Raw genomic sequence first — 12,116 nt, 5'->3', positions numbered from 1 at the left:
CATGGCAGGGATCTTCGATCGAATAGCAGGCGCCTCTGGCGCAGACGAAGCGGAGCTGACGGTGGAGTCCATGGCGTTGGATGACGGCATGGATGATGAACAACCTGTCATGAGTGCCGCTGTAGTCGTCGATGAGCGACGGACGCCGCAACGGGTACGCGAGGCCGTACAGGAGATGCTCAAGTATGGGCTGCTGGAAGAGAGCCACAAGCCCAACCTGTATCGCTCAGCGCTCTCCGATATCGAAGCGGTAGACAGAATCCTGGAGCCGTTGGACCTTGCCATGGGGGTCGACGAGGTTCGTGGACTGGTGTTCGTCACCGTTCGCCAGGGTGAGGTGGCCGAGCAGGATGACTGGTCGCACCCTCTTGTACGCAGGCAAAGGCTGAATCTGGAGCAGTCTCTGCTGATTGCCATTCTGCGACAGCATTTCATTGCGTACGAACAGGAAAGTGGTACGGGGGCCAATCAAGCGCTAGTGGCGGTTGATGAGTTGGTTCCGCAATTGCAGGTTTACCTGGGCGAGCTGGGCAGTGAGGCGAAGGAACGCAATCGCATCATCACGCTGCTGGATCAGCTCAAGGGGCATGGTCTGGTATCGGCTTTGGACGCACATGATCGCGTCATCATCCGCCCCATCATTACCCACTTGGCCAACCCGGAGAACCTGCAGGCACTGGTGGCATGGCTGCGAGATCAGGTAGAGGGTGCAACTACGTCGGCTGCCGATGACGGGGAGGATATGGCATGAAGCAGGCACCTCTCTGGCGTGACAGCGAGACCTTCATTCTCACCAGCATCGAGCTCTATAACTGGGGTGGTTTTCAGGGGTATCACCGTGCCGGGATCGATCCCTCCGGCACCGCCGTGATCGGTCCGACGGGCAGCGGCAAAACGACGCTGGTGGACGCACTGATGACCTTGTTGTGCGCCAATCCGCGCTACAACCTGGCATCCACGGGAGGGCATGAAAGTGACCGGGACCTGGTGTCCTATGTGCGGGGAGTAACTGGCCCCGGAGATGGAGGTGTAGAGCAGTCTCATATCGCTCGCCAGGGTAAGACGGTAACCGCAATTGCAGCCACGCTCGAGCGTGACGGTGCGCAGGTACGACTGGGAGTCGTGCTCTGGTTCGAGGGCACAAGTTCCTCGGCGTCGGATCTGAAAAAACTCTGGCTGTTAAGCGAATCGCCCGAGCAGACTTTGGAGCATTGGCTCAACCAGCATCGCGCAGGAGGCATGCGGGCTCTGCGTCAGATGGAGAAGGACGGCACGGGCATCTGGCCTTACCCCAGCAAGAAAGCCTTCCTGGCCAGGCTGAGGGATTACTTCGAGGTCGGTGAAAACGCATTCACGCTGCTCAACCGCGCTGCCGGTCTGAAGCAGCTCAATAGTATTGATGAGATCTTTCGAGAGTTGGTGCTGGATGACCGCTCCGCTTTCGAGCGAGCTGCCGAGGTCGCCAGCAGCTTCGATGATCTAACTGACATCCACCGAGAGTTGGAAATCGCTAGAAAGCAACAGCGCTCGTTGCAACCGGTGGCTGATGGCTGGGAGCGTTACCAGGTCTTGCAAGAACAGTTGCAGGATAAACAGGCGCTCGAAGTCATCCTCCCGGTCTGGTTCGCCGAGCAGGGGTATCGCCTGTGGTTGGCTGAGACCAGGAGGCTCGAGAAGGAACACAAACAGGCTGAACTGGATCAAGAACAATGCAAGAGTCGGCTTGAGGTCCAGAAGGGAGTGGTTGATCAGCATCGTCAGCGCTACCTGAGAGTAGGTGGCGCTGGAATAGATCAATTACGCGAGCGTATCGCTGATTGGGCCAGGGAGTGCGATCGGCGCAGCCTGAAAGCCGGGCAATACCAACGCTTGGCCATGGGGCTTGGATTATCGGATGAGCTATCGGCCGCTGCTCTCAAGGAGAATCAGCAGCAGATTGCGGCACGCTTGGAAATACTGACACAGCAAATTACCGGCGCGCGTCAAAAGGCGTTTAACGCAGGTCTCGTCCAGCAGGAGCTGAATGGTCGCTTACAGACTTTGCGGCAGGAGCGTGCTGAGGTTGAGAGACGGCCAGGCTCGAACCTGCCCGGGCAATTTCATGCTTTTCGGAGCGATCTGGCGCAGGAGCTTGGGCTCGATGAGTTGGCTCTCCCCTTTGTAGCAGAGCTGGTTCAGGTCAAGCCCGAGGAACAGGCTTGGCGAGGGGCTATCGAGCGGGCCATTGGCAGCCATCGACTGCGCATTCTGGTGCCGCAGGGGGCGTCCCAGGCCGCATTGCGTTGGGTGAACCAGCGGCACAACCGCTTGCATGTGCGCCTGTTGGAGGTAAAGGAGCCGTCTTCGCGACCGGTGTTCTTTGATGATGGTTTTACCCGCAAGCTGACCTTCAAGGAGCATCCGTACCGAGAGGCTGTAAAGGCACTACTGGCGGACAATGACCGCCACTGCGTCGAAAGCACGGAGCAATTGCGTCATACCCCTCACGCCATGACGGCCCAGGGGCTGATGTCGGGTAAAGAACGCTTCTTCGACAAGCAGGATCAGAAGCGCCTCGATGAGGACTGGCTTACCGGCTTCGATAACCGCGACCGTCTGGCCTTCTTGGCTGAGCAGATTCGCGAGGTCAATGAACAGCTCGCGCCTGCCAAGCTGGCCTTGGATGCTGCCCAGGACGATGTCCGTCAGTTGGAAACTCAAGCTTCGTTGCTGAAACGCGTCGAAGAACTGCAGTTCGAGGATATTGATCTGCCGGGCGCTGAGAGTCAGCTGGAGTCGTTGCGTTCTCATCTGGACACCCTTACCCGCCCCGATTCTGACCTTGCCATGATCAAGGCCGAGCTGGATGAAGCCGAGGCCATGCAGGAGTCTCTGGATCAACAGCTCCGTCAACTGATCGAGCAGTGCGTTCAGTTGAAAACTCAGTTTGACCAGGCCGCATCCGCTACCCGTAAGGCCTATAACGGTGCCGAGAAGGGGCTGAGCGATACGCAGCGTGAACTGGCGCAGGCGCATTTCCCGACCCTGACCGCGGATGACCTCGGCGAAATTGTCGAGCTGGAGCGCAAGCATACGCGTGAGCTTCAACAGCAGCTCAAAGCGCTCGGCGAGAAACTGGGCGATCAGAAATCAGAGCTTGCCAAGCGTATGTCCGATGCCCTGAAGGTAGACACCGGAGCGCTGTCAGAGGTCGGGCGAGAACTGGTGGACGTGCCCAAGTATCTGGAGCGCCTGCGGGTGCTGACCGAGGAAGCCCTGCCCGAGAAACTCAAGCGCTTCCTGGAATACCTCAATCGCTCCTCGGATGACGGCGTCACCCAGTTGCTCAGCTACATCGACCATGAAGTCTCGATGATCGAGGAGCGCCTGGATGACCTGAACAGTACGATGCAGCGTGTCGACTTTCAGCCCGGTCGCTACCTGCGCTTGGTTGCAGGCAAAGTCATCCATGAGAGCCTGCGCACGTTGCAACGTGCGCAGCGCCAATTGAATTCGGCACGCTTCATCGATGATGAAGGAGAGAGCCACTACAAGGCATTGCAGGAGCTCGTTGGGCTGCTCAAGGACGCCTGCGAACACAGCAGGAACCAGGGAGCCAAGGCACTTCTGGATCCGCGCTTCCGCCTGGAGTTCGCAGTATCGGTGATCGATCGAGAAAGCAAGAATGTCATCGAGACCCGAACAGGTTCTCAGGGCGGTAGTGGTGGCGAGAAGGAGATCATCGCCTCCTATGTGCTGACCGCATCACTCAGCTATGCGCTCTGTCCCGACGGCAGCAGCCGGCCGTTGTTCGGCACCATCGTTCTCGACGAGGCATTCTCGCGCAGTTCCCATGCAGTTGCCGGTCGGATCATCGCGGCGCTGAGGGAGTTCGGCCTGCACGCTGTCTTCATTACGCCCAACAAGGAAATGCGCCTGTTGCGCCACCATACGCGCTCGGCCGTCGTCGTTCATCGGCGTGGCTTGGAATCCAGTCTGGTTTCCCTGAGCTGGGAAGCTTTGGATGAACATCATCAGCAGCGCATCAAGGCCGTGAATGAAGTCGCCCACTGAAATCGGTCGCAGCTTGGCCAGGCAATGGCAGCGCTCTAGTGTTCGCTTGGAGCGCTTGCTCAATCCTGGTAGCTGGCCGCAAAGCTTCAACATCGGCAAGCCTTCGGCACGACTCTTCACTGATAACATCCAGGCGGTGCTCCGGCATGTGGAGAACTGGCGGGGTGTGAAAGTGGGCAAGGTCGACTGGGAGTCGGTCAGCTATCGAGCGGGGCTAGCCCCGATTTCCCTGCCAATCCGCTGGCACTTGCACAGCCCTTCCGAATGGGTTGCCGCAATCGACGATCCAGCGGTTAGCCAGGAATACGCTCAACTCGAGTATCTGGTCGAACAGGTGGATAGTTCCTTTCATGCTCTGTTGGTGGCGCAACGGAGCTTGTGGCTGACGAAGCCCTCTGAAGAAGTCGTCGCTACAGCGCAACTTGCCACCCGGTTGTCTCCAGGCTGTGCTCAAGGCCGTCCACTGCGCCTGCTTGCAGAGCACGGGGTGGACACCAAGTTTTTCGAGCGCAACGCTACCCTGCTGACGAAGCTCCTTGATGAGCGCTTCGAAGGCGCGGCGTCCGAGCAAGGCTTGGCTACCTTTCTAGATGCATTTGAAGAAAGCAGTCATTGGGTTTTAGTTGTTCCTCTGCAGCCGGGACTGCTGCCCTTCAAGCGGCTCAGGCTCACTACTTCGGAACTGGCCGAAACCCCGCTTCCCGGTTTGCGATTGCTCGTGGTGGAAAATGAGCAATGTGTTCACTTGCTGCCCGAAACGCTGCCGGACACCCTCGCTGTTCTGGGCGCAGGACTCGATTTGCAGTGGTTGGCGTCTGCGCATCTGGCCAGGAAACAGATCGCTTACTGGGGGGACATGGATACCTGGGGCTTGCTGATGCTGGCGCGAGCGAGACTCCATCAACCTGCAATCGAAGCACTGCTAATGGAGCGGGAACTATTTGACCAGCACTCATTGGGAAGCGCGGTCGCCGAGCCAGCTAAAGCTCAGGAATTGGCTCCCCAAGGATTGACGACTGACGAGGCTGATTTCTATCGGTATCTCCTTGCACAGGAGCGGGGGCGCCTTGAGCAGGAGTATCTGCCACGCAGGTTGGTCGAACTGGCCATTAGCAAATGGTGTGGAGAGTCGGTAGCGCCGGCCCATCCTGAGCGAATGGCTTGACTGCATGACTGATAGATGACGGCGAGGTGCAGTAACTTGACGAGCGCGTGGGCATGTTGCATGCAACGCTCCTACAAGAGACCTCGCAATTCCACCGAGTGGCTGAAAAATTCCCCGTCACATCTAGCGGACAGAGCAAGACGTTAATGAAGTGTTGGTAGCCGGCATTGGCATCGGATATCTCCTTACCCCCGATGCCAATGCTGGGAACACTGCAACAAACGTGTACAGCAGCACCTCTCAATCCGGGCGGTTAGCCTCAGCCTTGCGCAACCGCTCTAGAATGGGATGATCTGCGGCGATCTGCTTGCCCAAGTGCATAGGGCCGGGCAAGCGAAGATACCCGGCCCACAGCGGAGCGTTGCGGCAGAGCAGTGCAACTTGCTCGGCAGTAGCTGTCGGGTGAGCGAACGATCCGGCACGTATAATCGTGATTTCCGTGACACCGAGCTGCTGCCACGGATCTCGCAAGTCTCTCTCGGAGACCTCATAGCGGGTTTTGTTGCGTTGCGACCGGACGGAGCCGTACTGTTTGGACGGAGCGACGAAGTAATAGACGTCCAAGCTCTCATTAGACTGGAATATGCCGACTTTGGTGCCTATGTAGTGGGGGGTATCAGGTGACAGCGACTGATTCCCGCTCATTTGGGCAACGTCCAGGTCTGCGCGAATTCGTACGATGGCGGCGCCTTCAGGTACCGGGGGAAGGCCCTCGCCTGGACTGTCCTGGAGCCCCTTGTAGAATGTACGAAGGCCACTGTCGAGGCATGCGATCAGTGGGGCGTCAGCAACTTTGGTGGGTACCAGTAGGGCTTGAGTCACCAGCCTGGTGAGCTGGTCAGATGTAAGCAGCGTGGCGAATGCATGTATGGCCGAGACGCCTTCGTTATAACTGAACCACTTGCCCCCGGAGTTCGGGCCTGACTCGAACCAGAAAATTTCGGTGCTGCGCTCCCCCAACACCGTGCGGGTGATGACTGGAAGAAACACTGCCGGGCCTTTTTCCTGGATGCGATCAAGCAGGACGGAAACTACAGTGGTCTTCTCCAGCGAGGCTTTGGATTTCGGTATCGGAGCGGGAAGGTAGCCGCTCAGGCGGATAGCCTCGATAATGGTGTTGGTGGCCTTGAAGTCGCGATCATCCTCTCTGCCCTTGCGCTTTTTCTTCAGTTGCTCATCGGGATCGATGTGCATGATGAATTGCGTCGCAATGCCGTGCTCTGCCAGAACTTGCCGGATCAGATGCTTGGGGTCTTGGGCGCCTTCCAATTTCGCTGCAGAAGTGCAGGTTTCGACGATCATCACCTTGGGCCCACCGCTGTGGGCTTGCGAAGCTGCGGGCAATACATGATTAGATAGCCATGCCCTGAGGACTAGCAGGTCGTGTTGTCCCGCGAGCATGCGCTCTGCATCAGGCACATCCAGCCGAGTCAGTGTTACCAGTGGGGGCATCACCTCCTTGAAGAACTGACTGTCCTCACCGAGTGTTCCACTGGCTGCATGAAGCCGAAGCATTACCTCAGAGTGGGCTGCAAGCACCATCACCGGCAACGTGACCACCTCGCCAGTGGTCTGTGTTTTTTCCTCTCGCAAACTACCTACGGCCTTTCTGGCCAACAACGGTGATGTCCCGGGTAAGTTGTCCAGCAGGTGAAAGCCGGCCTGGTCCAGGAACAATGGCCCGGGGCCTGATGCTATCAGCGGATTGGACGGAGGGATGGCATAGATGGGCCTGAAGTCGCTGTCGATGGGGATGTCACCCTCCTGAATAGATGGAAAAGACGAAACGCCCATAAATCCCAGTAAATCTTCGATCGGATGTTCGTACGTGGTTTTCCATCCACCTTCATGTGGACGGGTTTTGAGCTTAGCCTTCACGATTTGATCGCCAACTTTTACCCAGGCATGCTTTTTCGTCCCAACAAGATTTGGCATGACCTGGCTCAGCTTCACACGTAATTGAAGGTAAGGCTCGGCTCGTTTGCGCAACAAAACCAACTTGGGCTCAATGGCATGTACGGCGCTGGCGTAGCGGATATCGTTCTCCGAAACAACGGGATCGTCCCATGCCAAAAGCGTTGCGTCCGATGCCTGATAAAGCGTGATTGGTTTGCTGGCCTGCATGGGGTTGCGGATCATCGCCTGGCCAACTAGCCACGGAATGACGGTGTATGCCAGTGATGAAATATCACCTGGTGTCACGAGGAGGCTGGTCTCAAGGGGTACGAGGTCGGTGACAGCGAGCTTGCCCTCAAAGCCTTCGAGTCGCTCGTTCCAGATCCTCAATACATCCATCGACCATAGCCGTAACGTCTCGTTGATGGTGTCGATCGGAAGAGGTTTGAGTAGAAGAATCGCTGATACGCCACCGTCCTTTTGCGGGGAAAGATTGACCTTCACAGGACCACCAGAGAGGACGGTCAGCATTTCTTCTAAAGCGATGATAGGCAAGCCTGGGTGCGGCTTCTTTGCCAGCCCTATGAGCGCTTGCCAAGCATCGAGGTAATGCTCTCCAATCACGACTCGGTAGGCACGCCCCAGTTGTGTCGGGTCGAATCTGAAAAGGCTGGTGCGCAGCTCAAGCGTTTTCATACGAACTCCTTTCTTGATCGAAGAATGTATTGCTGAACCGCCGATGCGATGCCTGCATGGTGACGCTCGAACTGTTCCCAGTCGCCGTCTTCCTTGAGCCGGTTGACACTTTCATTGAGCATCTCTGGCCAGGGTTTCAGACCTTTGAGGAACGCTGCATCTGCGAAGTAGCACGTGACGGGGGTGCCCCCTCGGCGACCTCGCCCAATGAGTTGGGTCAGGCCCACCAGAATGTTCATGATGGTGTAATGACGGATGTTGGCGGGTTGCTGGCTAAACGCCGGGCGTGCAGTACGGATCGTCTGCAGCAGCGCATTGGAGAGCTTGCGCTCCTGCATCATGACTTCGCCCGGACTGGGGCGTGGCAGCACTGTATTCCCGGTTTCGTAGCAGATGTGGGCCAGGTTGTTGTTGGGGCTGTCGGATGCAGGTAGGGGACGAACACAGATCACAATCCCACCGATAGCGGAGAGTCCGTCTGCGTTGACGATATTGTGTCCTCTGGCCATAGGCCCAAGTGCGCTGACCAGCAGCGTCTTATGCTTGTGCTTGCCGTTGGTGAATTCGGCAAGGTCGTCATAGATGAGCGTTTGTCGGGCCTCCAGTGAGGAGGGCTTATATTCACTTTGGCGACCACGTACCCATCCGACGGACTCGCCCGGGCCGTCTGGCATTTTCGCCAAGGTCATGGCCAGTGTTTCAGCGTCCGTATCGCTGTTGGTGACCAGCAGCAGGCGGGCCCTGTCCCGGGTCGCGGGATCGTTTGCAAGCTTTTCCAGCCGAGTCTTTAGCCATGGCCAGAGTTCCTTGGCGAGCTTGGTAACCAGGAATTTGCGTTGGGCAAATGGTCCCCCAGAGATCGCCGTGGTTTGATTGATGTTCTCGAACGTCACCTGGCCCTTGGCGTCCGGCACATCAATGAAGTCCTGGGCTTTCAGATCGAATGCACTGGCGCCGGGAAAATAGGCTGTTGCGGAGAAACCGATGAACAGCCTCTTCACTCCGGCATAGCCCAACGCACTGATGTCAGGGAGGGAGAGCAGGGTACTGTGAGGGTCGCCCCGCATGGCGACGACGTGTAGCGTCGAGTCTTGCTCGCTACTGTCTTTGCGTTTGAATCCAAAGACAGCTCTTTGCAGTGGCCCGTTGGGACTTGGGCTCAGCGGTTCTGGGCCGGCGATGCTCCGCCTGACCTCGTACGCATAAGGGATCTCTGCATTGACGAAGGCAGGTAGCTCGACCTGCAGATTTCGCAGGTGGGTCTCGATGACCAGCAGGGTACCGCGCAAGATCAGAGATGCTTTCAGGCGTATCCGATCATGCTCCTTCAAGCGCTCAGGCAGCCTGCCGCTCTCGGATAAGTCAGCGATCAGGTTTCCCAGGGTGATGGCCAGCGTTTCGAGCCTGTGTTCCCCATCGTTAGAACGCCAATTGGCAAGGTTGCGACTCAATGATTGCAGGTGGTGTGGAAGCTGATTGATATCGTTGTTGAACAGGTGCTCAAGTGTTTCTCGGGTAATGCCAAGAGCCTGTGTGATGAAGGTGTCATCAGCGTCCGACCAGGTGGTCTCCTTGATTGGCCATTCGAAATAGCATTCTTGCTGAAGGTTCATGAGCTGGCTGACGCTCAGCGTGCAGTACATCAATGCCCAGTTGACCCGGTAAAGGCTGCTTCGATCGATTCCGGGGATGTGGGACTTTCCAACAACGTGGTTGAACAGGCGCAGCAAAGGGCTGCTATCACCTACGTTGCCCAGCCTCAGCTCGATCACGCTGCTGTCGATAGCCGACTTCAGGAGACCATCGATTTCGTCCACCAGAAATACAGGTGTCGTTCGCAAAAGGATTTCAACCAAGCTTCGTGGGCCTGGAAATTGCTCCACGTCTGACAGCGGGATGCGGGTTGTTCCAGACAACAGGGCGTGGTGGTTGATCACCACGATGTCAGCCTCCATCGCCTGTGACAGCATCCGGGTTTGGCCGCACCTGAAGAGGAAGGGACAATGTTTGAGGCGCTTCGACGACTCCTCTCCATCATCCCCACATGCCGATATGCGTATGTTGAAGCATGGCTCGTTGCCTGGTTCCACAGCCATCAAGTCGGCTGAGTAAGCGTCGAGCAGGCAGGCATAATCGTAGGGGTGATCGGTCTTGCCCTGCTCGAACTGCATCTCTGCACGCTCGTATATTCGAGATGCGGAATGCAGCGGTGCGATCTTCAGTTCTTTGCCTACTGCCGCCGCCGATTGCTTGATGGTGCGTACGGTGTTCTCGACCTCGACTAGCGTAGGGACTGCGATAACAATCCTGTGCCCACGCTCGGCCGCGTCGATGGCCATCATTACCATCGCGACGCTCTTGCCGGAACCTGTCGGCGCATTGACTCTGTAAAAACTCCCCGAGTCGGCTTTGCGAACGGGTTCATCGCCCCAGATGTTCACCAATGACGCTGCGTGCTGGCTATGCAGGTCAGGAGAGGCATCCATTTGTTTCGCAAGCTTCATCAGCCTGGCGTGCTCCCAGCTGATCTCGGGTAACGCCGTTGATGGTGGAATGAGGACGTGTTGGTCGAGCGCGTTCAGGACATGACGTTCGTTTTCTGGAATGGCGAAGACCCTGACGCGATCTCCAGTGATGTGCTTGAGTACGACGTCTCCCTCATTGGGTAGCTGTCCATGAGCCGGCGCCGTACGACCATTCTTGAGCGCCTCGAAGTTTTCCCTGATGACCTGGTCAATATCCAGATGGGGCGACAGGCGATACCGATCCTGCTCATGGAGTTCACTGCTCAGCTTGGAGCTGTCCACCAGCTCAAAAGAGCTCAACTTGCCCTTCAGGATGCCCTCGGCGCTCGACATGAAGCGTTTTGGCTGAGCCAACAAGGAAGGTCTGAGCCGCAAACTCTGGGCGATTAGCGTTTGCTGCGCCTCCGCCAGGGAGCCCCAGGTGCTCCACTTGCGTGTCCTGCCTGCAATGATTGCCGCAGCATCGGCCAGCGTAGGTTCGTCGGTGACGTAGCGCACGGCGATAGCTAGGAACAGTGTGGTCGCGATATCAGAAAGGGGACGCATGCTTCTGCACCTCCTGCACGCATTGGCTCTGGGTGAACACGCGCACACCCAAAGGACAGTGCTCTCGGAGTAGAGATATGTTCTGCTTCTGGTAGTCGGGGATCACGATCCAGCGAGGCAAGTGGGACGGGATCTGTTCGATGTGTTTGGCGAGTTCATGGGCTGATACCCACACCTTTGCGTCGATATCCTGAGTGCTTTGGCCTATACGGATACGAAGGTCTGTTCGATCAACGTTAGGCCAAAGTTCTACTTCGTAACCTCTCTCGGTCAGGGCGTGTGCCAGGGACAGTTCCAGCAATCCCGGCTGCAGCGTGAATTTCCATAAGGCTGGATTCAGCATGAGCCTTTCCTGGGCTTCCTGGCCCTCAAGGTGGCTGTTATTCACGCGGTTCACGAGCCTCGTACCGTCTCTGAGAAAGAGGCTTTTCTTGTCCCGGCACCAGGCAGAGTCGCAGCTCACCTCATGCCGTTGGGTGTTCAGGGGCCAGTGGCATTCCGGGCACAGGTACAGCAACCCGTTATGCCGCAGGTGAAGCGGGATGGGTTCGTAGAAGTCACTGAGAGAGAGGTTCAGTGGGACGAATGCGTCGCGGGCCTGGGAGGGGGTGATGACGCCGTGCTCAATGAGGAACAGGCGAAAGTTGCGATAGAACGTGTCACCATCGGATCGCAGCCGGCACGCTTGCTTGACTCGGTTTACGCGAGCCTGGATGGTTTCCCAAAGCTGCCGAGCGTTGAGCTCCAGCATCATTTCGTTACAGGTTTGCGAAGCCATGTTGGAGCAGAGCAGGGGACCGGAATAGTCCGCCCGTATAGCCTCCGGGAGCCATTGCTCTATCGGCAAGCTCAGTTTGCGCTCCAGTGTCATTGTCGTCACCGGAGAGCGCTCAGGCTCAAGCCTCCACAGCAGAGCCGATGCCCGTTGCAGAAGCGGGAATGCCTTTTTTCTGTCGGTGGCGCATAAGGTGGCGCCTTGCGCGAGCAGGCTTAGCAAACGTTGGGCGTATTGGGTGTTGTCCATTTCACTCAGCCTCTGTCGTTGTCTATTGAGAGGAGGGCTTGGCCTTACTTAAGCGTCCTGCCAGAAGGCTTTATTGGGGGCCAGTCTCCATGGGCGATTGGAAAAAAGCCGAAAACCTCCGCGCCTGCCAGATGACTCTACGACGTGCTCTGGACTTGCGCCGCCCTTTCAAATCCAACGTTTGCACTCCATGACGGACTCCCTGGCATGA

At 57.3% G+C, this 12,116-nt stretch carries 6 protein-coding genes; 3 read left to right on the top strand and 3 right to left on the bottom strand.

The window, feature by feature from the left end:
• Position 1: 1 nt before the first annotated feature.
• Genes CHC02_RS08645 through CHC02_RS08635 form a run of 3 tightly spaced genes read left to right on the top strand, consistent with a single transcriptional unit; the run spans position 2 to position 5,218 of the window.
• Complete coding sequence (locus CHC02_RS08645; RefSeq protein ID WP_176450313.1) at positions 2–751, top strand: DUF4194 domain-containing protein; 750 nt, start codon at positions 2–4, stop codon at positions 749–751.
• A complete protein-coding gene (locus CHC02_RS08640; RefSeq protein ID WP_089391072.1) occupies positions 748–4,053 on the top strand; it encodes an ATP-binding protein in 3,306 nt (1,101 codons plus the stop codon). The genes CHC02_RS08645 and CHC02_RS08640 overlap by 4 nt, the downstream gene beginning before the upstream one ends.
• Positions 4,037–5,218: a Wadjet anti-phage system protein JetD domain-containing protein gene (locus tag CHC02_RS08635; protein WP_089391071.1), complete on the top strand. Its 1,182-nt coding sequence runs from the start codon at positions 4,037–4,039 to the stop codon at positions 5,216–5,218. Before CHC02_RS08640 ends, CHC02_RS08635 begins: the two co-directional genes overlap by 17 nt.
• A 240-nt stretch (positions 5,219–5,458) precedes the next feature.
• On the opposite strand, the gene CHC02_RS08630 is transcribed toward CHC02_RS08635, so the two are convergent.
• Genes CHC02_RS08630 through CHC02_RS08620 form a run of 3 tightly spaced genes read right to left on the bottom strand, consistent with a single transcriptional unit; the run spans position 5,459 to position 11,905 of the window.
• On the bottom strand, positions 5,459–7,810 hold the full coding sequence (locus CHC02_RS08630; protein ID WP_089391070.1) for an RNaseH domain-containing protein: 2,352 nt from the start codon (positions 7,808–7,810) through the stop codon (positions 5,459–5,461).
• Positions 7,807–10,881 carry a DEAD/DEAH box helicase gene (locus CHC02_RS08625; protein WP_089391069.1) on the bottom strand — a complete coding sequence of 1,025 codons (3,075 nt, stop codon included), beginning with the start codon at positions 10,879–10,881 and terminating at the stop codon, positions 7,807–7,809. The genes CHC02_RS08630 and CHC02_RS08625 overlap by 4 nt, the downstream gene beginning before the upstream one ends.
• Positions 10,865–11,905, bottom strand: a complete 1,041-nt coding sequence (locus CHC02_RS08620; protein ID WP_089391068.1) for a restriction endonuclease-related protein — start codon at positions 11,903–11,905, stop codon at positions 10,865–10,867. Before CHC02_RS08620 ends, CHC02_RS08625 begins: the two co-directional genes overlap by 17 nt.
• Positions 11,906–12,116 lie beyond the last annotated feature (211 nt).

This window comes from Pseudomonas delhiensis, from assembly GCF_900187975.1.
GTDB lineage: Bacteria > Pseudomonadota > Gammaproteobacteria > Pseudomonadales > Pseudomonadaceae > Pseudomonas > Pseudomonas delhiensis.
The sequence above is the reverse complement of the archived record's forward strand: the minus strand, read 5'-3'. Positions and strand labels throughout refer to the sequence as shown.

Bases quoted from the DNA above. Each gene is read 5' to 3' on its own strand.
- CHC02_RS08625 (WP_089391069.1), bottom strand. From the start codon at position 10,881: ATGCGTCCCCTTTCTGATATCGCGACCACACTGTTCCTAGCTATCGCC.
- CHC02_RS08640 (WP_089391072.1), top strand. From the start codon at position 748: ATGAAGCAGGCACCTCTCTGGCGTGACAGCGAGACCTTCATTCTCACC.
- CHC02_RS08635 (WP_089391071.1), top strand. From the start codon at position 4,037: ATGAAGTCGCCCACTGAAATCGGTCGCAGCTTGGCCAGGCAATGGCAG.
- CHC02_RS08620 (WP_089391068.1), bottom strand. From the start codon at position 11,905: ATGGACAACACCCAATACGCCCAACGTTTGCTAAGCCTGCTCGCGCAA.
- CHC02_RS08645 (WP_176450313.1), top strand. From the start codon at position 2: ATGGCAGGGATCTTCGATCGAATAGCAGGCGCCTCTGGCGCAGACGAA.
- CHC02_RS08630 (WP_089391070.1), bottom strand. From the start codon at position 7,810: ATGAAAACGCTTGAGCTGCGCACCAGCCTTTTCAGATTCGACCCGACA.